At 55.6% G+C, this 26180-nt stretch carries 23 protein-coding genes; 14 read left to right on the plus strand and 9 right to left on the minus strand.

The window, feature by feature from the left end; genetic code table 11:
* Positions 1-182 precede the first annotated feature (182 nt).
* The 4 genes from Q371_RS00450 (at position 183) to cdd (ending at position 2687) form a co-directional block, all read left to right on the plus strand.
* Entirely contained in the window at positions 183-1217 is a 1035-nt protein-coding gene (locus tag Q371_RS00450; protein ID WP_034334730.1) for a PhoH family protein, read from the plus strand.
* 206 nt (positions 1218-1423) lie between these two features.
* Positions 1424-1894 carry an rRNA maturation RNase YbeY gene (gene ybeY, locus Q371_RS00455; RefSeq protein ID WP_051963025.1) on the plus strand — a complete coding sequence of 157 codons (471 nt, stop codon included), beginning with the start codon at positions 1424-1426 and terminating at the stop codon, positions 1892-1894.
* A 5-nt stretch (positions 1895-1899) separates the two neighbouring features.
* The gene (locus Q371_RS00460; RefSeq protein ID WP_051963026.1) at positions 1900-2298 is read left to right on the plus strand and encodes a diacylglycerol kinase family protein; all 399 of its coding nucleotides are present in this window, start codon (positions 1900-1902) and stop codon (positions 2296-2298) included.
* Entirely contained in the window at positions 2295-2687 is a 393-nt protein-coding gene (gene cdd, locus Q371_RS00465; RefSeq protein ID WP_034334732.1) for a cytidine deaminase, read from the plus strand. The genes Q371_RS00460 and cdd overlap by 4 nt, the downstream gene beginning before the upstream one ends.
* 138 nt (positions 2688-2825) lie before the next feature.
* Here cdd and Q371_RS00470 read toward each other — a convergent pair whose 3' ends face one another.
* Together Q371_RS00470 and cax are read right to left on the minus strand one after the other, a co-directional pair.
* Positions 2826-4424, minus strand: coding sequence for a hypothetical protein (locus tag Q371_RS00470; RefSeq protein WP_157442420.1), 1599 nt, complete (start codon positions 4422-4424; stop codon positions 2826-2828).
* 194 nt (positions 4425-4618) lie between these two features.
* Positions 4619-5701, minus strand: coding sequence for a calcium/proton exchanger (cax, locus tag Q371_RS00475; protein ID WP_034334738.1), 1083 nt, complete (start codon positions 5699-5701; stop codon positions 4619-4621).
* Positions 5702-5933: 232 nt separating this feature from the next.
* Between cax and recG the strand changes: the two genes are divergently transcribed.
* The 7 genes from recG to Q371_RS27825 all read left to right on the plus strand — a co-directional run bounded on the left by recG (position 5934) and on the right by Q371_RS27825 (position 16712).
* Positions 5934-8270 (plus strand): ATP-dependent DNA helicase RecG, encoded by a 2337-nt coding sequence (gene recG, locus Q371_RS00480; protein WP_034334740.1) that lies wholly within the window; start codon positions 5934-5936, stop codon positions 8268-8270.
* A gap of 194 nt (positions 8271-8464) precedes the next feature.
* Positions 8465-9343, plus strand: a complete 879-nt coding sequence (locus tag Q371_RS00485; RefSeq protein WP_051963027.1) for an alpha/beta hydrolase family protein — start codon at positions 8465-8467, stop codon at positions 9341-9343.
* Between the two features lie 252 nt (positions 9344-9595).
* Positions 9596-11308 (plus strand): HD domain-containing phosphohydrolase, encoded by a 1713-nt coding sequence (locus Q371_RS26360; protein WP_084571137.1) that lies wholly within the window; start codon positions 9596-9598, stop codon positions 11306-11308.
* Between the two features lie 326 nt (positions 11309-11634).
* Positions 11635-14601, plus strand: a complete 2967-nt coding sequence (gene uvrA / locus Q371_RS00495; RefSeq protein WP_051963028.1) for an excinuclease ABC subunit UvrA — start codon at positions 11635-11637, stop codon at positions 14599-14601.
* A complete protein-coding gene (locus Q371_RS00500; RefSeq protein ID WP_034334743.1) occupies positions 14598-15080 on the plus strand; it encodes a hypothetical protein in 483 nt (160 codons plus the stop codon). The genes uvrA and Q371_RS00500 overlap by 4 nt, the downstream gene beginning before the upstream one ends.
* A 28-nt stretch (positions 15081-15108) precedes the next feature.
* On the plus strand, positions 15109-15822 hold the full coding sequence (locus Q371_RS00505) for a DsbA family protein (RefSeq protein ID WP_051963029.1): 714 nt from the start codon (positions 15109-15111) through the stop codon (positions 15820-15822).
* Between the two features lie 110 nt (positions 15823-15932).
* Positions 15933-16712, plus strand: coding sequence for a disulfide oxidoreductase (locus Q371_RS27825; protein WP_051963030.1), 780 nt, complete (start codon positions 15933-15935; stop codon positions 16710-16712).
* 207 nt (positions 16713-16919) lie between these two features.
* Here Q371_RS27825 and Q371_RS00515 read toward each other — a convergent pair whose 3' ends face one another.
* The 6 genes from Q371_RS00515 to pyrR form a co-directional block, all read right to left on the minus strand.
* Positions 16920-17825: a hypothetical protein gene (locus tag Q371_RS00515; RefSeq protein WP_034334747.1), complete on the minus strand. Its 906-nt coding sequence runs from the start codon at positions 17823-17825 to the stop codon at positions 16920-16922.
* Positions 17822-18160, minus strand: coding sequence for a PadR family transcriptional regulator (locus Q371_RS00520; RefSeq protein WP_034334749.1), 339 nt, complete (start codon positions 18158-18160; stop codon positions 17822-17824). The genes Q371_RS00515 and Q371_RS00520 overlap by 4 nt, the downstream gene beginning before the upstream one ends.
* Before the next feature lie 140 nt (positions 18161-18300).
* Positions 18301-19308 (minus strand): UDP-glucose 4-epimerase GalE, encoded by a 1008-nt coding sequence (gene galE, locus Q371_RS00525; RefSeq protein ID WP_034335269.1) that lies wholly within the window; start codon positions 19306-19308, stop codon positions 18301-18303.
* A 181-nt stretch (positions 19309-19489) separates the two neighbouring features.
* Positions 19490-20743, minus strand: a complete 1254-nt coding sequence (locus tag Q371_RS00530; protein WP_034334751.1) for a dihydroorotase — start codon at positions 20741-20743, stop codon at positions 19490-19492.
* A gap of 62 nt (positions 20744-20805) precedes the next feature.
* A complete protein-coding gene (locus Q371_RS00535) occupies positions 20806-21729 on the minus strand; it encodes an aspartate carbamoyltransferase catalytic subunit (protein ID WP_034334753.1) in 924 nt (307 codons plus the stop codon).
* Positions 21714-22253 carry a bifunctional pyr operon transcriptional regulator/uracil phosphoribosyltransferase PyrR gene (gene pyrR / locus Q371_RS00540; RefSeq protein WP_034334755.1) on the minus strand — a complete coding sequence of 180 codons (540 nt, stop codon included), beginning with the start codon at positions 22251-22253 and terminating at the stop codon, positions 21714-21716. The genes Q371_RS00535 and pyrR overlap by 16 nt, the downstream gene beginning before the upstream one ends.
* A gap of 422 nt (positions 22254-22675) precedes the next feature.
* Between pyrR and Q371_RS00545 the strand changes: the two genes are divergently transcribed.
* Both Q371_RS00545 and Q371_RS00550 read left to right on the plus strand, forming a co-directional pair.
* Positions 22676-23209 (plus strand): PI-PLC domain-containing protein, encoded by a 534-nt coding sequence (locus Q371_RS00545; protein ID WP_034334758.1) that lies wholly within the window; start codon positions 22676-22678, stop codon positions 23207-23209.
* Between the two features lie 77 nt (positions 23210-23286).
* Positions 23287-23958, plus strand: coding sequence for a M48 family metallopeptidase (locus tag Q371_RS00550; protein WP_169743758.1), 672 nt, complete (start codon positions 23287-23289; stop codon positions 23956-23958).
* 170 nt (positions 23959-24128) lie between these two features.
* Here Q371_RS00550 and Q371_RS26715 read toward each other — a convergent pair whose 3' ends face one another.
* On the minus strand, positions 24129-24278 hold the full coding sequence (locus tag Q371_RS26715; RefSeq protein WP_157442422.1) for a hypothetical protein: 150 nt from the start codon (positions 24276-24278) through the stop codon (positions 24129-24131).
* Positions 24279-24489: 211 nt separating this feature from the next.
* On the opposite strand from Q371_RS26715, the gene Q371_RS00555 reads away from it, so the two are divergent.
* On the plus strand, positions 24490-26115 hold the full coding sequence (locus tag Q371_RS00555; protein WP_245618170.1) for an adenine deaminase: 1626 nt from the start codon (positions 24490-24492) through the stop codon (positions 26113-26115).
* The last annotated feature ends 65 nt before the right edge of the window (positions 26116-26180 follow it).

A 26180-nucleotide genomic window follows, 5' to 3' on the forward strand; every position in this document is an offset into this window, starting at 1 on the left:
GTGTCTCTGGCTGTGCGCCGCAAGGACACCCCTTCTCCGAAAGGTCCGGAGCGTGATGTCCTTGCAGGGAGTGGCCGTTTGAACTGCACCGTCAAACCGTCCGGTAAGCCAATTCTTGTAACGGCGCTCAGGCATGATGCTGACGCGCCACGTCGTTCCATCCTGCACAATGAAGGCGGTAAATGTTGAAAGAAACCCTGATCCAAAGCACCATCCGTCTGAAGAACCAGCAAGAAGCCATCCAGCTTTTTGGTGAGAACGACAAGACCCTCAAGCGGATCCGCACCTTGAGCAGTGCCAAGATCATCGCTCGGGGCGACACCATCACCATCAGCGGCGACACGGAACAGGTTCAGCAGACCGAGAACTTCATTCGCGACCTCCTTGCCATCATCCGTCAGGGGGGCCAGATTGAAGACACCCTCGAACGCGCGAACGAACTGTCCGGTCAGGGCAAAAGTCTGTCACAGGAGACCACCGTTTCCGGTGACCTGGTGCTTCCCAACAAACTCCGTCCCAAAACCCCGAATCAGGCCCGTTATCTGGAAGCCATCAACCAGAGCGACATTGTGTTCGGGATCGGTCCTGCCGGAACCGGTAAAACCTATCTGGCAGTGGCCATGGCTGTGGCTGCCCTCAAAGCCCGCAAAGTCAAACGCATCATCCTGACCCGCCCTGCCGTCGAGGCTGGCGAACGTCTGGGCTTCCTGCCCGGTGACCTGCAAGCCAAGATTGACCCTTACCTGAGACCCCTTTACGATGCCCTGTACGACATGCTGGACAGCGACCGCTTTGAAAGCTACCTGCAAAGTGGCGTCATTGAAGTGGCCCCTCTGGCCTTCATGCGTGGGCGCACCCTGAACGATGCTTTCATCATTCTGGACGAGGCCCAAAACACCACCCCAGAACAGATGAAGATGTTCCTGACCCGCATGGGTTTCTCCAGCAAAGTCGTGGTGACCGGGGACGTGACCCAGGTGGACCTTCCCCGCAACGTGAAAAGCGGTCTGGCCGTGGCCCGCAAAACCCTTGAGAACATCGAGGGCATCCACTTCCACCACTTCGCAGAGTCCGATGTGGTCCGTCACCCTCTGGTCGGCAAAATTGTCCGTGCCTATGAGGTCGCCGAAGACGAAGCGCAGGCCATCCGTGAGCAGAAAGCCGCTGAACGGGCTGCAAGCCCTCAGGTCAGCGCAACAGAAACTTTCGGAGAGTAACCCCCTGCTTCTCGCAGGCTTGAAGTGGTCCCCCTTAACAAAGGGGGACTTTTGCATTTCCCGAGGCAAAACCATCGAAATGAGTCCCCCTTAACAAAGGGGAACAGTGCAAAGCGAAGCGATGCAAAGGGGGATCTTGTCCCTCTTCTCTAAGGCATAAACCCCAAGCGTAGCGAGGGCAGGGGGATCTGGGGTATGTTGAAAGCGTGATTGAACTGGTGGTGAATCAGGAACCTCCCAGAGGTTTGAAGACAAAAGTGCGTCAGGCCACCAGAGCCGTGATGCAGCATTACAACATCGACAGGAAAAGCGTCACGCTGGTCCTGACCGGTGACGATGAAATCCGTGCCCTGAAAAAAGAGCACTGGGGCGAAGATCAGGCCACCGATGTGCTCACCTTTCCAACGTGGCATCCAGACGATCCTTTCATGCCTCCGCACCTTGGAGACATTGTGATCAGTCTGGACACCGCTGCACAGCAGGCCGAGGCCCGAGGCCACCCTGTGGTGCGTGAAGTGGCTTTGCTGGTGTCACATGGCCTGACCCACATCATGGGATTTGACCATCCCCACAGCGAAGATTTTGGGTTCGATGAAACCACCAGCGATCCAGCGTGGCAACCTTTCATTGAAGCCTCCAGAATCGCCTACCGTGTGATTGACCAGCAAACCCGGTAAAAACCATGTCCACAGATGAAACTTCGTTCAAACGCACGCGGTTCAAACAACATCCCCACACCCAGCTTGAAGCTTTCAAGTTCGCTTACGAGGGGATCATGTACTGCATTCGCACGCAACGAAATTTCAGGATTGAACTGGGCATGGCCGTGGTGGCCCTGTCCCTGAGTTTGTGGCTCAAAACCGGCATCGCAACCATCGTGGCCTGCATCGTGAGTGTGCTGGTGCTGGAAATGCTCAACACCGCCATCGAGGCGGTTGTGGATCTGGTCACCGAGGAGTATCATCCTCTGGCAAGAATTGCAAAAGATGTGGCTGCTGGCGCGGTGCTGGTGGCTTCTCTGGGGGCTGCCCTGATCGGGGCGGTCACCCTGATTCCCCCCCTTCTGGAGAAACTGACATGATGGATCCCGTCCTTGCAGAACAGGCCAAAGTGGCCTTCAAACAGGCTTACGCTCCTTTTTCCCGCTTCCATGTGGGAAGTGCCCTCAGAACCAAATCCGGCAAAGTGTTTTTTGGGGCCAACGTTGAGAACAGCAGTTATGGCCTTGCCCGTTGCGCCGAGCAAAGCGCGGTCCAGAGCATGGCCAGCAACGGTGAACGCGAATTCACCGAAGTGGTGGTTTACTCGGAATCCTCCCCTCCTGCTTCTCCTTGTGGGGCCTGTCGTCAGATCCTTTTCGAGTTCTCTCCAGAGGCAAAAGTGTACTGTTACAACCACCTCGGGGAGGTCATTGAGGGCACGGTGCAGGACTTTCTGCCACACGGTTTCCGCTTGAACCCTGACCGTTGATCTGACCTGCATTTCCATTTTGCTTGAGGATGTCCCCCTTTGTTCAAAAGGGGGATTTTGACTGGTCCGAATGCCAAAAACACAAAAAGTCCCCCTGAAATCAGGGGGACCGCTTCGAGCATGCGAGAAGCAGGGGGTTTACTTCCAGTTGACGAACTGGACGCTCTTGCTGATGATTTTGCCGTTCTGGAACTGGGTGTAGCCCTGAGATCCTCCAGTGCGTTTTTGCATGTTGTCCATGACGTTCACCAGAGAGGTCACCAGTTTTTCCTGGTCTTTGGGTTTCATGTCGGTGGCTCCGGTGGCCAGAGCCAGTTCCAAGGTGCTGCGCAAGGATTCGCGGGTTTGCAGAGGGGGCTTGGCCGAGAATTCGATGGACTGGGCACCTCTGGGGTATTTGGCGTTCTTGAAGGGGGTGCTGTCCGAGAGGCGCATTCCGCCTGCGGTCAAGGCTTTGATGTCGGCTTCGCTGAAGGCCAGCAGCATGAAGTTGTTCTTGAAGGTGTAGTAAACGCTGAAATCCTGATCTTTCAGGACCGTGACGGTGCTGCCATTGACCGTCAGGGACTGCTGGTCAATGGGGGCTTCACTGCTCTGGGTGAGCTGGGAGAGCAGGTCCTGCATGCCTTTGCTGGCTGCGCTCTGGCTCTGGACTTCCAGCACCAGAGCGGTTCCGGTCAGGGATTCGAGGGGATCAGGGCTGTTCAGTTTGACGGTGGAAGCACTGGGCAAGGTCACCACGGCCACTTCTTTGCCCAGCCATGCAGCGTTTTTGCTGAGGGCCAACTCTGGGATCAGTTCGGCAGGGACGCTGGGATCGTTGCTGTCTCCCACGCGGTTCAGCCAGCCATCGAGGTAACGGGCAAAGCCGGGCAGGTCTGCGGCAGAGGTGCTGAAGGACAGCACATTGGCAGGAACCACTGTGGCGGCATTCAGGTCTGCTTTGTTGTAGGTGAGCAGGCTGTACAGGGCTTTGTCTTTGGTGCTCTTGTTGGGGAAGAACACACTGGTGCTTTCCATGCCCTGAGCGGTGACACTGGCTCCAGCCCCCCACTGCCCGAGGGTTTTGACGGCGTCCACGGCAGCATTGATGAGGGGGTCTGAACCTGCGAAGGCTTTGATCCAGTCTCCGGCAGCATTAAAGTTGACATAAAACTTGAAGTTGCTGTTCTGGACGTTGCCCATCACACCTTTGTAGGCTACACTGGCACTCAGGCTGCTGCCTGCTGAACCCGAGAGTTTGCGCAGGAAAGCCCGCAAGGTGGTGGGGTCCGTGGACAGGTAAGCCACGTTGTTCTGGAAGCCATAAGCACTGTCTTTGGTCTGATTGAAGCTGTATTTGCCTTCCTTGACGGTGCTGACTTTTCCTGCTTTTTTGTCAGCGGCAAGGGTGCTGTCCATCATGCGTTTTGCAACGGCAGAACCCGAGGTGCTGGTCACGAACAGCACGGCAGGCTGGAAGGTCTTTTTGTTGATATGGACGCTGATCACTCCATCGGTGCCCAGAAATTCCAGCACGTCTTTTTCGGTTTTGACGGCTGCTGCATTGGTGGCACCCACGGCATCCTGAATGGCCTTCACCAGAACAGGACGGAAAGCTCCCATGCGGTTGAGTGCGCCTTTCAGGTCTCTGACTTCGAGGGTCAAGAGGGCATCATCTGGGACAGATTGGGAAAGAGGGGCAGCAAATGTGGTGCCAAGCACCAGGGCTGCACTGGTCATCAGGAGCTTCTTCATACGCTTTTATTTTACGAGAGCACAGATGAAAAGGTTGCATTTTTTCAAGGTGAAAACAGAAGCGGGTTCATCAAGTTCTCTGTCAACAAAGCCATCTGAATTCACCACCATGCTGGGAGTGCCATCCCACTGCAAAATCAAGGCAACAAAAAATCAGGGAGAAGGTTCTCCCTGATGAAATCACCACGTTGGGTTCAGTGTGCAGCAGCAGCAACAGTGGGGAAATAGAAAAAGGCAAAGCCCAGAATGATGTAAATGCCCAGCAACATCATCCCTTCCAACCAGTTGGTTTCTCCATCTCTGGCGATGGAATTGGCAATCACAATGCCTGCAACCACCGCCACCAGTTCCAGAGGGTTGTGCAGCACGAGGTCCATTCTCTGTCCCACAGCAAGGCCCATCAGGACCAGCAGTGGAGCCACCAGCAAGGCCACTTGAATGGTTGAACCAATGGCAATGGTGACGGCCAGATCCATTTTGTTTTTCATGGCGAACATCACTGCACTGGCGTGTTCGGCTGCGTTGCCGATGATGGGAATCAGGATGATCCCCACAAAGAATTCGCTGAGGCCCAGAGCGCTGGAGGCTTCTTCGAGGCTTCCCACCAGAAATTCGGACATGAAGCCCACGGCCACGGTGCTGGCCAGCAGAACACCGACGGCCACAGGGACACTCCATTTGGCAGCTCCGTGCTCTTCATCGTCGTGGGCAGAGAGGATGTCTTTGTGGGTCACCAGAGAGAAATACACATTCCCGAGGTAGATCAGGATCAGCACGATGGCGACGGCCACACTGAGCCGGAAATCCAGATCGGCAGGCTGTGCGACGTTGGCAAAGTTCACCGAGGCAAGGTCAAAAACCGCTGGAATCATCAGGCCCAGCACCGAAAGGGTCAGCAGTGAGGTCAGAATGCCAGCATTTTTGGCATTGAACACCTGCGTTTTGTGTTTCAAACCGCCCAGAAACACTGCAAGGCCCAGCACCAGCAGAATGTTCCCAAGGATGGAACCGGTGATGCTGGCCTTGACCACTTCCAGTTTTCCGGCCTTCAGGGCGAAGAAAGCAATGATCAACTCGGTGGCGTTGCCAAATGTGGCGTTCAGGAGGCCGCCGATGGTGCTGCCTGCCCGAATGGCCAGTTCTTCGGTGGCTTTGCCCATGATGCCTGCCAGAGGCAGGATGGCCAGCATGCTGCAAATGAAAATCCACACTGGATCTCCATGTGTGAACTCCAGGAACACCGCAATGGGAATGAAGATGAGAAGCCAATTCAACATGCGAGTAGCTTACCCGATGAATTTCCGGTGAGATGGTGTGAATGTCAAACAAATCCTGATTTGACCCCAATCATGAGCGATTGATGAAGAAAAGATCATGATTTGGATTCTCTGGAGCAGGGTCAGCACAGGATCAAGGATGGGGATGATGTTGTGGAATGGATGTTCCAGCCCACCTTCCAGGGCCTCAGGTGCGCCATTACGCTACTGGCATAATGTACACTGTTGAACAGTGGCTACGCTTCAAGAATTGCAAGACAAATTGAGAAAACCGCTGGAACGCGAACTGCTGATGGGATGCCAGAACAAGGTGGTGGCTGGAGGTCTGGAGAAACTGCTCGACAACCTCGGGAAACCTTTCCCTAAAGTGCGCGAAGTGCTCAGGCATTATGAAACCCTGCCTGTGGAGGAACGGGAAACCAAACTCAGGCAGGCCCTGCAACTGTTGACTGCTCCCTCCAAAAGCGACCCTCCACCCAAACCGACCATGAAAGTGAGCAAGGAAGTGGAGGTGGTGGTGCCCAAAAACTGGCAGGAAGACACCTCTGTGGAGCACATCGCCCTACCCACACAGGCCGTCAAGAAACTGCATGCTCTGGGCCTCAGAAGCCTGCGGGACATCCTGCACAACTATCCACGCAAGCACGAAGACCGCCGTGCCCTGCCCAACCTGTACGACATCGAAGATGGACAGAAAGTCACCGTGGAAGGGGTGATCATGTCCAAAAACCGCCGTGCCCCCAAACCCGGCATGCTGATTCTGGAAGCGGTGGTGCAAAACGCTTACGGCCACAAGGTGAAATGCACCTGGTTTCAGCAACCGTGGATCGAGCGCAGCCTGAAGGTCGGTGCCCATGTGATCGTGACGGGTCGGGCCAAAAAGTTTGGTCGGCAGCTTCAGGTGAACGTGGAATACATGGAAGAGGACTCCGAATCCAGCCTCTCCACAGGCCGCATCGTGGGGGTCTACGACCTCAAAGAGGGCATCTCGCAGGCATTCATGCGCAAAACCGTGCACGATGTGGTCACGCACACGCCCATCCACGATTATCTGGGCAGCAAAACCTTGCAGGAACACGGTCTGATCAACCTGCCCGATGCCCTGAACGGCATCCACTTTCCCAGAGATGAAGTCCATCTGACCAAGGCCACCGACCGACTGCGCTTCGATGAGTACCTGTTTCTGGAACTCCGGATGCTGCTGCAAGGGGGGCAAAATTCCCTGCTGGGAAAACGGTTCACAGCCAAACGGGAAGACATTGATGTCTTTGAAGGGTCTTTGCCGTTCCAGTTTACAGGTGCCCAGAGGCGCGTGGTGCACGAACTGGCCTCGGACATGCGCAACGAGAAGCAAATGGCCCGTCTGGTGCAGGGGGATGTGGGCTCAGGGAAAACCGCTGTGGCCGCCTGTGCCCTGTACCTTGCGACCAGAGACCAGTATCAGGGTGCTTTGATGGCCCCCACGGAAATTCTGGCCAAACAGCACTACGCCAACCTGACCAAATACCTCTTTCCTCTGGGGGTGCGGTCTTGCCTCCTGATTGGTGCCATGGGTGCCAAAGAGAAACGGGAAAACTTGCAGCGCATTGCCACCGGCGAAGTGGATGTGGTGGTGGGCACACAGGCCCTGATTCAGGAGGCCGTGCAGTTCAACAACCTCGGGCTTGCGGTCATCGACGAGGAGCACCGTTTCGGGGTGGCCCAGAGGCGCGCCCTGCTCAAAGACCGTCCAGACGTGATCGTGATGAGTGCAACCCCCATCCCGAGGTCTCTGGCCCTCACCCTGTATGGCGATCTGGAACTGTCCATCATCGATGAGTTGCCCCCCGGACGCACCCCCATTGCCACCAAGTTGCTGCACGATTCCAGCCGTTTGCAGGCTTACAGTTTTGTGATGCAGCAAATCCGTGAAGGCAGGCAGGCTTACGCGGTCACCAGCCTGATCGAGGAATCCGAAACCCTGACCGAACTGCTGGCCGCCACCCAGCTTGCCGACAACCTCAAAGAAATCCTCCCAGAGGCCCGCATTGATCTGCTGCACGGCAAAATGTCTGCTCAGGAAAAAGAAGAGATCATGGACCGTTTCCGTCGGCATGAATTCGATTTGCTGGTGTCCACCACCGTGATTGAAGTGGGCGTAGATGTGCCCAACTCCACGGTCATGGTCATCGAGAACGCCGAACGTTTTGGTCTGGCCCAACTGCACCAGCTTCGCGGGCGTGTCGGACGGGGCAGCAACAAGAGTTACTGCATCCTGATTGCTGGAGACACCAGCCAGAAAACCCGCAAACGCCTGAAGGTCATTGAAGATTCCACCGATGGTTTCAAAATTGCAGAAGCAGACCTGAAAATCCGTGGCCCCGGCGAATTGCGTGGCACCCGCCAGAGCGGCATTCCTGACCTGCAACTCGGGGACCTCACCAGCGATGCAGACATCATCGAGCAGGCCCGCAATCTGGCCAAAAGGATTCTGGAGTTTGATCCCACCCTTGAAAAACCCCAGAGCAACCGCCTCAAACAGGAACTCCGGGCACGCAGTTCCCATGTGGCCGTCCGTGAAGTGATCTGAATTGCAGTCAGCAAGGATTTCTTAAAAAAACCTCACCTGAACAGGGAACTTCTCAAGCAAAGACAACAGCAAACTCACACAGGTTTCCTATGGTGGAAGATCAGGAGGTCTGTGTGTTTTTCTCTTCACGTTCAAACGCACCTGCAGGTTTGCGTGCGTCTTTGTGTTCAATGGTGGGTTCAGTGGTGTGTTCCATGGTGCTTGTGCTGGCTTCTCAGGCACAGGCAGCCACCACCATCCCCCAGATGTGGGACCAGCAATTTGGCTCTGGTGCTTTCAAGGTGGTCAAAACCCTTGAGAAAAACAGCCAGTTCACCCGTTACCTGATCGAATATCCTTCTGAGGGCCTGAAACTGCAAGGCTTCGTGAATGTGCCCAACAAAACCGCCCATCAGGTGGTCATCATGCTGCACGGTTATGTGAACCCCTCTGGCTACAAACTGCTGACCTACACCACCCGTTATGCAGACGATCTGGCCCGCTCTGGGTTCATCGTGTTCCATCCCAATTTCAGGGGGCACGGAAGCTCAGAGGGCAAAGCCGATTCGGATGCTTTCCGGTCAGATTACGTGCGGGACACCCTCAATCTGGTGGGCCAGATCCGCAAGCAAAAAGGCAAAGGCATCCTGAAAAACTTCAATGGAAACATTGGACTCTGGGGCCACAGCATGGGTGGAGGGGTGGCCCTGAAAACCCTGGTGACCGATCCTCGCATCAAGGCTGCGGTGCTTTATGCCCCCATGAGTGGAGATGAAGCCAAAAACCTCAAACGCATCCAGATGTGGTCGGGTGGCACCCGAGGCAAAGAACTGTCCAGGGTGCCCAGCAAAACCCTTGCACAACACTCTGCCCTGAACCATCTGGAAAACGTGTCCACCGCCATCCGGGTCTACCATGGCACGAAAGATCAGGAGGTGCCGTACCTCTGGAGCAAAGAGTTGTGCGAAAAATCCAAAGGCCTCGGGTTGTACATCCGTTGCACCAGTTATGCCAATGCAGGACACCTTTTCTCTGGCAAAACGGATCAGGCTTTCCGGGCAGATGTGAAGCTGTTCTTCAAACAACACCTTTAACCCCTTTGAAAACCGTTTGAAAGTGGGAGGCTTTTCAGAAACCTTTCACCAGAGACCTGCGTATTCCAGAGCAACAGTTTGACAGGCAAACCCGTTTGCCCCCTGCAACCCAGATCTGACCATCATCAGACTTGAATCAGCATTTTCTGTGATCATGATCACAGAAAGTACAACATCAGGTATGATGTTCAAAAGCTGTTGGCTGTGGATGGTCTGCTGTCAACGCCTGTGTTCTCTGCAAAGGTCTCAAGAATGGATCACAACCCTGCTGCTGTCCCCCGCCAGAACGGTTCTGCTTACACCCATCAAGCCCAGATCGAGACCCTGCTCAGGGCGTCCAGAAGCCTCCTCGAAAAACACCCTGCCCACTCGCTGTCCAGAGCACAAGAAGCCCTGACTCTGGCCGAACAGACCGGCATTCTGATTGCAGAAACGCTGGTCCATCTGTCCGACAGTTACCGCGGAATCGGGCAATTCCAGAGCAGTGTGGATGTGGCCAAACGGGCCCTTGCCCTGATGTCCGAGCACCACCCCGAGTACCCCCGGTTGCTCATGAGCCTCGGGGCCTCCACCACCTTGCTCAGTTTGCATTCTGAAGGCATGTCCTACCTGATGCAGAGCCTTGAACTGTCCCGTGAACGCGAAGACCACAGTCTGGAATTCCGTGTCCTGAACGGAATTGGGGCCAATTACGTGGATGTGGGAGATTTGCAGGAGGGGGCAGACCACTTCCGCAAAGCCCTGGAAGTGGCAGCAGGCAGGCCAGAGATCTCTCGGGACTCGGTGAGCATGCTCAATTACAACCTGTCGGTCACCCTGCAAATGATGGGAAAAGTGCAGGAAGCCGTGCTCCCCGCAGACACTGCCGTGGAACTGGCTCGCCAGACCGGAAGCGAAAAGCGCATGGCCGCAGCCTTGCTGCAAAAAGGCTTCCTCTTGGTCGAGTTGCAGGAACCTCAAGCAGCAGAGCAGGCTTTGCTGGAAGCCCTCAAGCTCAGCACCGAAATTGAAGATCCGGTCACGCAGCAAAGCTGTTACTTCGGGCTGGGCAAAGTTCAGGTTCAATACGGCCAGCCCCGCGAAGCCATCCCCCTGCTGGAAGCCGCCATTGATCCCAAATACCAGACCCACTACGAAACCCAGAGGGCCTATCAGGACCTGATTGCCCTGCACAAGCAACTCGGGGATTTTGAACAGGCCCTGAAGCGCCACGAAGAAAGCATCCAGTTGGAACGGGACCTCACCAGCAAACAAAACGATGACCGTTTTCAGGAGCTGGAAGTCAAATACCGCACCGAGCTGGCCATGCGCGAAAAAGAGCAGGCCGAAAAGGAACGGGAATGGCTCAAAGGCCGCAACCAGATGCTCAAGGACCTCGTGCAGCAACGCACCGAAGCTCTGGAACGCAGCCAACTGGAGATGCTCGAAGCCCTGACCACCGCCGGAGAACACCGCGACGGCGAAACTGCCCAGCACACCGAACGGGTGGGGGAACTCTCCAAGAAGATTGCCTTGCGGCTCGGGATGTCCGAAGTGCTGGCAGAACGGGTGCGGGTGGCCTCCAAGTTGCACGACATCGGGAAAATTGCCATCCCTGACGAGATCCTGCTCAAACCGGGCAAACTGACCGAAGAGGAATACGCCCACATGAAGCAGCACACCCTGCTCGGGGCACAAATCCTCTCCAAAAGCACTTCGATCATGCTTCGTCTGGCCTGTCAGATTGCCCTTTCGCACCACGAACGCTGGGATGGCCGGGGTTACCCCAACGGCCTTTTTGGGGAGCACATTCCCATTGAGGCACGCATCGTCTCCATTGCCGATGTGTTCGATGCCCTGACCCACGTCCGACCCTACAAACGGGCATGGTCCACTGAAGACGCCATTGCAGAAATCCAGAAATCCTCTGGCAGCCAGTTTGATCCGTGGGTGGTCAAGGCTTTTCTGGACGTGGTGGAGAAGTAAGCCGAGGGCACAGAGCCGAGGGCTGAGGGCAAAGACCCCAGCTCTCGGCATGACTGGAACAGACAGTGAACAAGCAACCCAAAACAGGACGGGATTTTTCTGTTTTCATGGCACTGGTGTGAAAGAAAACTTTCTTCTTCACTGACGGCTGACTGCTGAAAGCTGACCGCTTTCCCAGTCGGCATGCCAACAGTCGGACTTTGCATTGACCCTCCACTACGCCACTGCACCTAAGCGAAATCCCATACAGGGATGTTAGAATGGCGAAATGGCAATTCGCCTTTCTGCTTTCAACGTAGACGCAAGGGATCAAAGGAGTGGCAGCAGTGCACAACATCATTGTTAAGGGCGCCAGAGAACACAACCTGAAAAACATCACCGTGGAGCTTCCACGCAACAAATTCATCGTGATCACCGGGGTCTCGGGCAGTGGGAAAAGCACGCTGGCTTTCGACACCATTTATGCCGAAGGGCAACGCCGTTACGTGGAAAGCCTCTCTGCATATGCACGGCAATTTCTGGGCCTGATGGAAAAGCCCGAGGTGGAGTCCATTGAGGGCCTCTCCCCTGCCATTTCCATTGACCAGAAAACCACTTCCCACAACCCCCGTTCCACGGTGGGCACCGTCACGGAAATCCACGATTACCTGCGTCTGATGTACGCCCGGGTCGGGACCCCTTACTGCCCGATCTGCGGACGCAAAATTGAACGCCAGAGCGCCAGTGAAATCACCGAAAAGCTGGTTCAGGTGCATCAGGAGCGGCGTGCCATGCTGCTGGCCCCCATTGTGCGTGGGCGCAAAGGCGAGTACAAAAAGATGCTCGGGGACCTCAAGCGTGAAGGGTTCGCCCGTGCCCGTGTGGACGGCACCATCTACGATCTCGACGAGGCCGAAAAACTCAAACTGGAAAAATTCGAGAAGCACGACATCGATGTGGTGATCGACCGTCTGGTGCTGCGCGAAGACGACCGGGGCCGCATTGCCGAAAGTGTGGAACTGGGTTTGCGCAGAGGTGAAGGTCTCCTGCGGGTGCTGTTCCCGGACACCAACGAGGAAGAACTGTTCTCCGAGAAATTCGCCTGCGTGGAGCACGGCAGCGTGCTGGAAGAGATGGAACCCCGTTCTTTCTCGTTCAACAGTCCTTATGGGGCTTGCGGTGACTGCTCGGGTCTGGGCAACAAACTGGAGTTCTCTCCGGCCTTGCTCATTCCAGACGAGTCCATCTCGATTGCTGAAGGGGCCATCGCCCCTTGGAGCAAAAAAGGAACGGGCGGAGGGGTTTACTACTGGGAGAAGCTTCGCATGCTTGCCGAGCACCTGAAGTTTGACCTGAAAGCCCCCTGGCGTGACCTGCCAGAGGATGTCAAAAAAGCCATTCTGCATGGCGTAGAAGACTCCTTCGAGGTGACTTTGCGCCGGGCAGGCAAGGAAACCATGAAGTTCAGCACCGACTTTGAAGGGGTGATTCCCAATCTGGAACGCCGTTACAAAGAGTCGGACTCGGAGTACATCCGCCAGAAGATGGAAGAACTGATGGAGTTCAACGTGTGCCCCACCTGCGGAGGCACCCGTTACAAACCCGAGATTCTGGCTGTTCGGGTGGCTGGACTCAACATCGCTCAGGCCAGCAACCTGAGTGTGCTGGAAGCCCAAACCTTCTTCCGCAAAATGGGCGAAGGCAACCTGCTGAAAGAAGATGTGGCCCCTTACACCCAGTCCGGTTTGGGTGGAACGGCCAAAGTGGCTCCGGCCCTCAATCCCAACTTCAACCTTGGTGGCTTTGAGGCGCAAGTGGCTCCGCCAATCATCAAAGCGGTGCTCACCCGTCTGTCTTTTCTGGTGGATGTGGGCCTCGATTACCTCTCGCTGGACCGCAGTGCCAACACCCTGTCAGGCGGTGAAGCACAACGCATCCGTCTGGCCACACAGGTCGGCTCTGGGCTGACCGGGGTGCTTTACGTGCTGGACGAACCTTCCATCGGTCTGCACCCCAAAGACAACCAGAGGTTGATCCGCACCCTCAAAAACCTGCGTGACCTCGGGAACACCCTCTTGGTCGTTGAGCACGACGAAGAAACCATGATGGAGTCCGACCACATCGTGGACATGGGACCCGGCGCAGGGGTGCACGGGGGCATGGTGGTGTCTGAAGGCACTCCCGCAGATATCATGAAAGATGAAAACAGCCTGACCGGCAAGTACCTGCGGGGCGACCTCAAAATCGAGATGCCTCAAAACCGGCGTCTGGGGAACGGCAAAAAGCTGCGCATCCGCAACGCCCGGGAACACAACCTCAGGAACGTCACCATCGAGATTCCTCTGGGCACCATGACCGTGATCACCGGTCCTTCTGGATCAGGCAAGAGCACCCTGATTCACGACATCCTGCATGCCACTCTGGCCCGAGACCTCAACCGCGCAAAAACCCATCCGGGCAAGTTTGATGGTCTGGACGGCATTGAACATCTGGACAAGGTCATCGAGATTGACCAGAGCCCCATCGGACGCACCCCGAGGTCCAACCCGGCCACCTACACCGGGGTTTTCACGGACATCCGCGACCTGTTCACCCGCACCACCGAAGCCCGCAGGCGGGGTTATGAAGCTGGACGCTTCAGCTTCAACGTCAAAGGCGGACGCTGTGAGGCCTGCAAAGGGGACGGGGTGGTGAAGATCGAAATGAACTTCCTGCCGGACATTTATGTGCCCTGCGAGGTGTGCAAAGGGGCACGCTACAACCGCGAAACCCTTGAAGTGAAATACCAGGGCAAGAGCATTGCAGACGTGCTGGACATGACTGTGGAAACCGCCTGTGAGTTCTTCCAGAACATTCCCAACATCCAGAAGAAAATGCAGGTGCTGCAAGATGTGGGCCTCGGGTACATGAAGATCGGGCAGCCCTCCACCACCCTCTCTGGGGGGGAGGCACAACGCATCAAACTGGCCACCGAACTGTCCAAACGGGCCACCGGAAGGACCATCTACATTCTGGACGAACCCACCACCGGTCTGCACTTCGAAGACACCCGCAAACTGATGCTGGTGCTGGAACGCCTCGTGGAAGCAGGCAACTCTCTGGTGATCATCGAACACAACCTCGATGTGATCAAGAGCGCCGACTGGGTGATTGACCTTGGCCCAGAGGGAGGCATTCGTGGAGGTGAAATTGTGGCCATCGGCACCCCTGAGCAACTGGCCGAGCACCCCACCAGCCACACGGGCGCTTACCTGAAGCGCATCCCCGACATCCAAAAACGCCTCAAGAAAAGCGCAGGCAAGGTGAAAGCATGAACGCAGCCGCTCGGGCATGGTTGTTCGGGCTGATCGGGCTGGGAGGAGCAGGGCTGGTGGCCTTTGCTCCCCTTCCGTGGGAGTACAAACTGGTGCTCTGGGTGGTGCTTCTGAACATCACCGGAGATCTGGGGGGGCGCTGGTTCGCTTATCTGGGCCTCTTGCTGGGAGGTTTGGGCTTCTTCAACCCCACCGACGCATGGTGGACCACCTTTCCCCTCATGCTCTTTGTCACTTGGGCTTTTCTGGTGCTCAAGCACACCCTGAGGGTGTATGGGGTGGTGCTTGGTCTTTTGATGGTGTTTGCAGTGTTTGCTGCCCTGAAGATTGCGGTTCCCCTGATGGATCCAGAGCTGAAGCTGCTGACCAGCAACAGCTTCATGATGCCTGCTCTGGTGGCCTTCCTGATTTCCAGCATCTTCCATGTGTGGGTGTATTTCGCCAGCAGGACAAACACCCCGCAGACTTCAGCCGCCTAAACTTGCTATATTGTGGCAAGAGGTTGACATGACAAAAAAATCACAGAATTTCAAGCGTCTGGAGCAGGAACAAAACAAATCCCAGATGCGCATCCTCATGACCATTGGCGTGGTGATTCTGGCCGTGGTGGCTCTGGCCGTCCTTCAAGGTTTGCGGGGCAGTGCACCCAAAACCCTTGACCTGAATGGGCAACCCACCATGGGCAGCAAGGATGCCAAAGTCACCGTGATCGTCTTCGAAGATTTCAAGTGCCCGGTCTGCAAATACTTTGACCAGACCATCGTCCCAGAGATCGAAGAAAAATACATCAAGACGGGCAAAATCCAGTATGGTTTCCGCAACTTCATGGTGATTTCTCCTGATGGAGACAGCAAGACTGCTGCCATGGCTGGCGAGTGTGTGTACAACCAGAACAAAGAGCTGTTCTTCCCTTTCTCACACCTGATGTACCGGGCTCAGGGTGACGAAAGCACCGCATGGGCCACCAAACAACGGATCCTGGAAGTGGCCAGTTACGTGTCTGGTCCCAACGGCGAAAAAATCAACAACGATGAACTGGGCAAGTGCATCGACGACAAGCGTTACGAAGAAGAAGTCATGAACGACCAGTCGGTGGGCAACAACGCTGGCGTGAATGGCACCCCCACCGTGTTTGTGAATGGGGTCAAAGTGGAAGGGGCAACCACCCCCGGCAGCCTCGTCAAAGCCATCGATGAAGCTCTGGCCAAAGCCGGTCAGTGAATCCAGAGGTTTGAACTTGATGCCAAAGGAACTGCCTCAAGCGGGCAGTTCCTTTTTCTAATGTTTGCCCATGTCACAATTTGGACGACAGTTTCATCCAAGGAGCAGCAATGAGCATTGCAAATCGACTTTATTTCGCTTGGTTGCTGGCCGTGGTCGCCCTGATCGGGGTGGCTTTCGTGCCAGAGACCAGCAGTTACCTGTTCAAACCCTTGCAGGCCAAATGGCTCTGGTTGCAGGTGGTGTGTCTGGGCTTTCAGGCAGTGGTGCTGGGTGTGGGAGCCTTCCAGAACTGGGGATGGACCTTGCGTTACAGCCTGCCCCTCAGTTTGATCGGATGCATCATGGGTCTGGTCAGTCTGGCCACTGGCCTCTACCCCACTGTGATGGGTGTTCCAGCCTCGGCCATTCTGCTGTTGGTGTTCGGTGTGCTCTCTGTGCTGCAATTCGGCCAGACCGACCACCCAGAGCCCATCCCCACCCATCCTGCTCTGGGTCTGGCAGCCCTGACGGCTGTGGTTGCCACCCTTGCCAGCCTTTACTACAGTGAGGTCAAGCACTTCATTCCTTGCACCCTCTGCTGGTACCAGAGGGTGTTCATGTATCCTCTGGCTTTCTTGCTGCCTGCAGGGGTGATCTTCAAGAATGCCAAGGTGCAGACCCTGGCCTTGTTCCTGACCCTTCCAGGCATTTTGATCGCCACTTACCATGTCATGGAGGAGAAAATTCCAGGCTTCAATCCCATTCAGGTGTGCGCTCCAGACAATCCCTGCACCACCCCATGGGTGAATTACTTTGGCTTCATCACCATTCCCGTGATGAGTTTGACCGCGTTCCTGATCATCACGGTGTGTGTGGTTGTGGCCAACCGCCAACAGAAAAAAGCCTGAAGTTTTGCAGGCTTCAAGGCAGGGTTGGGTTCCCTGCCTTTTTTTCTTGCCACTCGGGATGCAAGATGGCATCATGCACCTCATCCCCCACTGGTCCTTGAAATTGCATTGTGTACAAAATGGGTTTCCAGACGCATTCCGAGTTTTTCAATCAGAAACCCCAGCGGGTGTTCGCTGGAGTTTCTGGTCATCGCGGAATGATCAAAATCATTTGACTGCTTTTGGAGGGCGGAGTGCCGGCGGTCGGATGGTTTTTTGCAGCATGTCCCAGAGGAGCAGAAGGATCACCAACACCAACCAGAAGCGGGCCCCTTCATCGGTGGCAGGTTGCACAAAGATGTTGCCTTTGACCACCCATGACGTCAGGAGCAGCACAAAGCCTGCACCGATGACCAGATCCATCTTGCGCGTCAGGGAAGTCCAGCGTCCTTCACGCCACACGGCCACACAACTGGCAAAAGAAGCCGTCCAAAGCCCCACAACCAGCAGACCCTGCACAGGCAGGAAATCCGGGTGGAAAGCCAGCACCATCGGCAAAGCACCGGGCAAAGATTGGATCAAGGTGGGCAAAACAACCATCAGGCCCACCGCCAGAGCAAAACCCACCAGTCCAGCAGCCCACAGGGGTCTGGACACCCGATCTACCTGAATGGCCCGAGGTGACCATTGGGACTTCAAAAAACCCTGCAACCTCAAGGAACGTTCCAGCAAGGAAAACATCACCACGAAGCCCGGAATCCAGAAAGCCCCCAATCCAGCCCCAAACCACCAACTGGCAAGGGATTGTCCTGCAAAGACCGAAGGCAAGGTCAAAGCCCATTGCAACGCCATGCCCACAAGGGAAACTGTCAGAAAAGGTCGGATCTGGTTTCCGGGCAGGAAAGCCGGGACAGAAGGCAGATATCTCTGGGCCACTTCGGAGGGATGTCCAAAACGCCTGAGCATGTTCAGGGTCATGGAAGCTGTTGGGGCGGTTCCATGCTGTTGGGACTCTTCCTGCAACATTTCCGTCAGGAGGCCACGCAACTCAAATCCGGTTTCGTTGCGGTCTTTGAGGGGCAGATGCCGGATCACATCACGCACGTAGGCTTCGATGGTCTCTTGTGGGTTCATGGGGTTTCCTCCTTCAGCAAACAGGTCAACGATGCATTCAAGGCATTCCACGATTGGGTGAGTTGTTTGAGTAAAATTTCGCCCTGTGCATTCAACTGGTAATACCGTCTGGGTTGACCATCGTCGGTGCGCCATTCGGAAATCAAATGGCCTTGGCTTTCCAGACGACGCAACAGAGGGTAAAGGGTGCCTTCTTCAATGGGCAAATTCTGCTGGGTGAGGGCTTGACGCAACGAGTAACCGTATTGGGGTCTTCTCAATTGGGAAAGCACCGCCAACACCAACACGCCTCTGCGCATTTCCAGTTCAAATTTGGGAGGGGGACCTTCATCCATCTTCACTGTGCATCACCTCATGCTGTTTATTACACAGTACAGTGCGCCACACAGTACGTCAATGGCTTTGATGACATGTGGCCTCAGAGGCATTCCAAACAAAAAGCCCCCAAACGGGGGCAGCAGAGACAGGAGTGCTTTCAGAAATCCAGCCCGAGGAATTCCTTGCGTTTGGCAAACCACTTCAGGCCCAGTTCAATGGCGGTTTCCAGAGAACTCTCGGGATACCAGCCCAGTTCGGTGTTGGCTCGGGTGGGGTTGGCATAGGCTCCAGCCACATCACCAGGTCGAGGAGGCGCCAGTTGTTTCAGGATGGGACGGCCAATCACGTTCTCGAAGGCTTGCACCAGTTCAAAGACCGTGGTGCCATTTCCGGTGCCCAGATTGAAAACACGGTACTTCTCGGTGGTGAATTCCGAGAACACCCGATCAAATTCCAGCACCGCTTTGATGTGGGCTTTGGCCAGATCCCACACATGGATGTAATCCCGGATGCCCGAGCCGTCTCTGGTGGGCCATTCGGTGCCGGTGATGTTGAAGGTCTGCCCGAGGGTGTGGGCCTCGATGATCTTGTCCAGAGCGTGTGAAACCCGTTCCAGTTGCTGACCCGTGCGAAGCTCTGGATCTGCTCCAATCGGGTTGAAGTACCGCAGGGTGATGGCCCTGAAGTCGTAAGCCCGGGTGAAATCTTCGAGCGCCAGTTCCATGCACAGTTTGGTCCGGGAATAGGGGCTGCTGGGCTTCAGGGGGGCAGACTCATCCACAGAGAAGCCTTCCACCACGTCATACAGCGAAGCGGTGGATGAAAAAATCACCCTTTTGCAGCCGTTCTGCATCAGGGCATCAAACAGGTCCAGAGATTTTTGCACGTTGGCCCGGTAATACCCGAGTGGATTTTCGGTGGACTCTGGGACCAGAATGAGGGCTGCACAGTGGATGGTGGCGTAAATCTCGGGGTGATCGGTGAAAATCTGTTTGATCAGGCTCTGGTCGCTGATGTCGCCTTGATAGAAGATGCGGTCCTGCACGAATTCCTGGCGTCCACGGATCAGGGAGTCCAGAACAATCGGGGTGTGCCCCTGATCGAGCAGAGCGGAACAGATGGTGCTGCCAATGTAACCTGCGCCTCCGGTGACCAATACTTTCATTTCTTTCACTTCCTTCGTTTCTTACCAAAAGTATAGCAGGGGGTGAAGGTCAACTCAAGGGATTTGTTCGTTACACCCCATCAAGGCAGGCAAACCCAGCTTTGCAAAGCATTTTATGACACAACAAAGCGGAAGGGTGGCTGTGCAGTCAAGCCACCCTTCCGCTTTCAAACTTCAAGGTTCAGTTCTGAAATGCCACTTTGCCAGCCACCAAGGTCAAGGTGGGCCAGCCATACAGTTCTTCGCCAGCCCAAGGGCTGAATTTGGCCTTGCTCTTGAAGGTTTTGGGGTCCACGGCTCTGGCCTGATCCAGATCCAGCAGGACCACATCGGCAACAGAGCCTGCCTCCAGAGATGGGGTTTCCCAGTTCATGACTTTTGCACATCCAACCGTGAACAGGTCCAGCACTTTCTCCAGAGAAATCTTGCCGGTCTTCACAAAACGGGTGTACATCAGGGGGAAAGCCACTTCAATGCTGGGAATCCCGAAAGGGGCTTCCAGCAGGTCTTTTTCTTTTTCAGCCTGGGTGTGGGGAGCATGGTCGGTGGCGAGACAGTCCACGGTGCCATCCAGCAAACCTTCCAGCAACGCTTCTGCATCCTGCTGGGTGCGCAAGGGAGGTGCAACTTTATACATGGCATCAAAGCCACGCAGGCTTTCATCGGTGAGGGTCAGGTGGTGGGGGCACACTTCACAGGTGACTGGAGCACCTGCTTTCTTGCCCTGACGCACGATTTCCAGAGCGCGGGCGGTGGACAGGTGCTGGATGTGCAAACGGGCTCCGGTCAGCAGGGCAATTTCCACATCTCGGGCGACCCGGGCAGCTTCGGCGGCAGCGGGGTTTCCGGGCAGGCCCAGTTCATGGGACACCACGCCCTCGTTCATCACACCATCCTGACGCAAGGTGGCGTCTTCGGCGTGAACACTGACCAGCAAACCCAGACCGCTGGCATATTCCATGCCCCGGCGCAGCACGTTGGCGTTTTCATTGGTGCGTCCATCATCGGTGAACATGGATGCGCCAGCCTCTTTGAGGGCAGCCAGATCTGCAAGGGTCTCCCCTTTCTGACCTCTGGTGAGGGCAGCAGCAGGTTTCAGACGGGCAAAACCCAGTTTCTCGGCTTTCTGGATCAGGGTGGCCACGATGCCGGGTTCATCCACCACAGGACTGGTGTTGGGCATGCTCACCACGGTGCCGTAACCGCCAGCAGCAGCAGCAGCGAGGCCAGAGGCCAGGTCTTCTTTTTGTTCCTGACCGGGCTCACGCAGGTGGGCGTGCAGCTCGATCAGGGCAGGCGCAACCGTTGCCCCTTTGCCGTCAATGGTTTCGGTGGCGGCTTCAGACAGGTTCCAGCCTTTGATTTTGCCTTCTGCAATGAAGAGGCTTTCCAGTTGGTCGCTGCCCACACGTTTGACGTTTTTGATTTCCAGCATGAATGTTGTCTCCTACACTTCTCAAATTCAGGGGCAGAAACAGGGTTCTGCCCGAGGTGAGGTCACTTCTTGCCAACCAGCAAGTGGTACAGCACGCTCATGCGTACGGCCTGACCGTATTCCACCTGTGCGATGATGCGGCTTCTGGCACTGTCGGCAAGGCTGCCCGAGATTTCCAGATCGCGGTTCATGGGGCCGGGGTGCAGCACAATCGCATGGTCCTTGGCCCGTTCCAGCAGGCTTTCATTGACCTGATAGGTCAGGGCGTATTCACTCATGCTGGGCAGGAAACCACCGTTCATGCGCTCCTGTTGCAGGCGCAGGGCCATCACCACATCGGCACCAGTCACGGCTTCCTGAATGTCGGTGGTGACTTTCACGTTGTCTCTGGCCAGTTCTCTGGGGAGCAGGGTTGCAGGACCACACAGGGTCACCTGTGCACCCATCAGGCTGAGGAGTTCAGCGTTGCTGCGGGCCACCCTGGAGTGCAGGATGTCTCCGATGATGGTGACTTTCAGGCCTTCCAGTTTGCCAAACTCTTTGAGCATGGTGTAGGCATCCAGCAGGGCTTGGGTGGGGTGGGCACGGCGTCCATCTCCGGCATTGATGGTGGATTTGCCACTGAATCTGGCCACCTGATGTGCAGCCCCAGAGGCGTGGTGGCGCACGATGAAGGCGTCCACTTTGTAGGCATTGAGGGTTTCGATGGTGTCGCGCAGGGATTCACCTTTGGACAGGCTGCTTGCTCCGGCAGCGAAAGTCAGCACATCGGCGCTCATGCGTCTGGCGGCCAGTTCAAAACTGGTGCGGGTGCGGGTGGAGTTCTCGAAGAACGCGGTGCAAACGGTGATGCCTTGCAGGGCAGGCACTTTTTTGACCGGACGTTCCAGCACTTCTTTCATGACATCTGCGGTTTCCAGAATGCCTTCGATGGCTTCCACGGTCCAGCCCTGGAAGTCCAGCAGGTGTTTTACTCCATTTCCCATAATTCCACCACATCCTCGCCATCGGTTTCGGCAAGTTTGACTTTCACGACCTCGGTTTTGCTGGTCGGCAGGTTTTTTCCAACGTAATCGGCACGGATCGGCAGTTCGCGGTGTCCACGGTCCACCATCACAGCAAGCTGGATGCTCTTGGGACGGCCCAGATCGGTGAGGGCGTCCAGAGCCGCCCGGATGGTGCGTCCGGTGAAGAGCACATCGTCCAGCAGCACAATCTTGCGGGTGCCAATGTCGAAGTTGATTTCGGTGCGACGGATGATCGGCTGGCGGCTGATTTCGGAAAGGTCGTCCCGATAAAGGGTGATGTCCAGTTTGCCGGTGGGCACCTGAATTCCTTCCAGTTCAGCAATTTTTTGGGCCAGTTGCTCTGCAAGCGGGATGCCTCTGGTGTGAATGCCCACCAGTGCCAGATCGGTTGCACCTTTGTTGCGCTCCAGAATTTCGTGGGCGATGCGGGTCATGGCCCGTTTCATTTCGTGGGCATCCAGAATCTGTGCTTTATAGTGCATCCTGTCCTCCGTCGGCACAAAAAAACGCGCCTGGGCTGCATGCCCGGCGTGGTCTAGGGTGTGGTTTCACATTGTCCTCCTTTTCGCCTCTCTGGACGATGGCAGCCTCACAGGACTGCATTAAAGGTCAACACAGGATAACACGCCACCTGCCAACTGAGAAGTCCTGCTTTCAGACAGCATTTTTCGAGATTTTATGCAACAGTTTGTATGATTTACCACTTTTTTGTGGTGTTTCAGAGGGCTTCATGTTCTTTTCATCAAAATCAGATCAAAACCTTTTGAACAGATGTTTGTAAGAGGTGCTGTTTTACGATACATTTGTACAGTCAAGTGTCAAAAAGGCCTATACAGGTCCGCTCTTTTCAGGCATCACATCATCTGATCTTCATGCAAACATGCCTTTCTCGCCCAGGGGGAATATGTTTTTTAACCGCAAAGCCAAGCAGCCGGATACTGCTTTACCTGCCCACTTTCTTCCCAAGAACTCGCGTCTGCATGACGTGCTGTTCAACCTGCCAGACAACTGGCAAGTCCGTGAAAACCTGCAAATCGGACATGTTCCCGGTTGCACCGTGCTGGTTTCAGAAGTGGGCATCTTTGTGCTCTACCCTCAGGACATCTGTGGTGTGATCCTGCACAACCCCCGTTCCCTGATTGTTTCTGAGCAAAACCTCAACCCCCAACTGCAAATGGCACAGCAAAGCGCCACCATGCTTTCCCGCATGCTCAACCAGAGGGTTCATGCCGTGATGCTGTTCAAGCAACTGGTGGAACCTGAAGAACTCAAAGCCAGAGCACTTTCACAGTCGGTCACCCGTGAATGGGAAGTGGAAAACGTCAAGGTGGTCACCTGGGAAAGCCTCAGGGCTTACATCCTCACCTACACACGCAAAATCTTCACCCCAGAGGAAGTGGTCGCCCTCAGCCGAAAAATCAAGGAACTCGGCAAGTAAAAGCAAAAACAACAGTGGGTGGGAAGCCCTGCGCTGACCCACTTTTTTGTTGAAGTCCATCCGGTAAAATGACCCCCATGACCCGGGCCATATTGCTGCAAGGGCAGCAGATTTCTTACGTGCTCAAACGATCCAAACGCAAAACCATCGGCCTGAGGGTGGCAAGCGGTCAACTTGAAGTGTCCGTGCCCGACAGGCTCACCATCAAATTCATTGAACAGGTGCTGCAAGAGCGCCAAGAGTGGATTTTGCAGAAACTGCAAGAAACCCTCTCTGCCCACTGGGAATTGCGCCATGGCTTGCAAGGCCATCTGGCAGGCGAAGCAGTGGTCTTTGAATTCCATTCAGGCCCACAAGTGATCCTGAAAGAAGGCAAAGTGCTGGTTCCAGAGGCCCAACCCCGAGAAGCCCTCAGAACACACCTGATCCGCAAAGGGTCCGCTCTGGTGCAGGATCGGGTGCATGGGTGGGCCCAGAAAATTGGGGTCAAACCCCAGAGCATTCGCATCACCCGGGCACAGCGCAGGTGGGGCAGCATGAACGCCAAAGGGGTGCTGGCCCTTTCGGTGGGCACCTTGTTGCTGGAACCAGACCTGCTGGACTATGTGATTGTGCATGAGTTGTGCCACATGCACCACCTGAACCACAGTGCAGAGTACTGGGAGTGCGTGGAACGCTTCCTGCCTGACTTTGAGGCTTTGCATGAGCGGGTCAAGCAGCAGGGTGGCGTCCTGACCGGACTGTTCTGAAAGCATTTGACCGAAGAACAAGAGATTTTCTCTCTGGAAACCTTGTTTGGCACCAGAGGATTCAAAGAAATTCTTCTGGGTCACGGATCAACGCAACAAAAGCAAGGTTCAAAGAAAACACCTCTGGAACAACATCCAGAGGTGTGCTTTTATGGGCTTGAAACTCAAATTCAGTGGTGGCCGTGTCCATGGCCGTGGGTGTGGTCGGTGTCGGTTTCGGCCCGGTCGCCAACTTGAATGGCACGCACCAGACCGAGCGTTCCGAAGTAGCCGCCAAACAACACGGCAATGATGGTGATGATCACTTCCAGGGTCGTCATATGTATCTTGTTTACTCTAGCATGGCCGGGACTTTTGCCCATGAGGTGTCTCTGAAAGGGTTCTGAATCACAGGTGGGTCAAAAAACAGCATTGTGGCTCCCCCTTTCCAATTTGTCTATTCATCTGCATAATGGGACAAATTGGCTGGAAGGGCAAAGACTGCTTTCCTTCATTCTGCTTTTTGTGGTTTTCACCATGCAGGGGGTTCACATGAACACACACATCAAAGCCGCTCTGGGACAGGAAAACGTTGATCTTTTGATTCGCAATGCCCGCATGGTCAGTGTGCTCACCCATGAAATTCTGGAGGTGGATGTGGCGGTGCATCAAGGCCGATTTGTGGGCTTTGGGGGCCAGTACACCGCCAACGACACCCTCGATGCCAGAGGGGCTTACCTTGCACCCGGTTTCATCGATGCCCATGTGCACATCGAATCCAGCATGCTGTGTCCGTCCAGCTTTGCTGCCGCAGTGTTGCCCAGAGGAACCACCACGGTGGTGGCCGAACCCCACGAAATCGTGAATGTGCTGGGCATTCAGGGACTGCACTGGATGCTGGAGGCTGGAAAAAGCTCTGGAATGCGAGTGTATGCTTCTGCACCCTCATGTGTGCCTGCAAGTGCTTTTGAAGCTGGATGCCAGCACTTGCAGGCTGTGGAAGTGAAGAAGACCTTGCAGGTTCCGGGTGTGCTTGGCCTCGCAGAGATGATGAATTATCCGGGGGTCCTGACCGGAGACAAGGATGTGTGGGCCATTCTGGAAGCAGCGAGGGGACGCAGAATTGATGGCCACGCAGCCGGACTTTCCGGCCAGAGCCTGCAAGCTTATGCCAGTGCAGGCATCCATTCTGACCATGAGGCCGTCACCCCCGAGCAGGCCATGGACCGCTTGCGTGCAGGCATGTGGTTGATGGTCCGGGAAGGCAGCGCTGCCCGCAACCTGAAAGACCTGATCCCGGTTTTAAAACGCCACCCGCGCCGGGCCATGTGCGTCACCGATGATGTGGATGTCAAAGACCTGTTAGCCCTCGGACATCTGGACCGGGTTTTGCGTCTGGCCGTTCAGGAAGGTCTGGACCCCATTTATGCCCTGAGCCTCGTGACCTGCAATCCAGCAGAATACTGGGGTTTGCACGACCTCGGGGCCATTGCACCCGGTTACCATGCGGACTTTGTGTTGCTGGAAGACCTTGAAAACTTCAGGGTACTGGACACGTTTGTGGGGGGCCAACCCGCCAAAGGAGGCCAGTTTGTGCCCCCCCTCTCTGGGGGTGGAGTGACGCTCGGAGAGGGCTGGGACACAGCAACTTTTGAAGTGCCAGAGCATTTCCCTGTGATTGGCGTTCAACCCACCCAGATTGAAACCGTCAAGTTGGCAGCAGGCAGCAGCGATGGGGTCAAACTGGTGTCCATCGAACGGCACCTGCATGCTTTGCAGTACGCCACCGCATGGACCTCTGGCATTGGACTGTCCAGAGGGGCGTTCGGATGCAGCATCCAGCACGATGCCCACAACCTGATGGTGGCAGGTCGTTCAGATGAGGACATCCGCCTGTGTGCCCGTGTTCTTGAGGAGATGCAGGGAGGGGTGGCTGTGGTGGATGGGGGCGAGGTGCTGGCCCGCTTGCCTTTGCCCATTGCAGGTTTGATGTCTGCGGATGCTCCAGAGCGTGTTGCAGCCCTGCAAGATGACGTGGAACGGGCCACCCACCAGTTGGGTTGTGGTCTGCCCCATCCGATCATGACGCTGGCCTTTCTGGGCCTGAGTGTGATTCCAGCCCTGAAGTTGACCCCAAAAGGGCTTTTTGATGTGGCAAGCTTCAGCCTGATCGAGTAAACTGAAGAAAACAAACTCTGGTCTGTTTTTTCGAACCAAAGTACGAATTGTGCACAGGTGGCACA

Source organism: Deinococcus misasensis DSM 22328 (genome assembly GCF_000745915.1).
GTDB lineage: Bacteria > Deinococcota > Deinococci > Deinococcales > Deinococcaceae > Deinococcus_C > Deinococcus_C misasensis.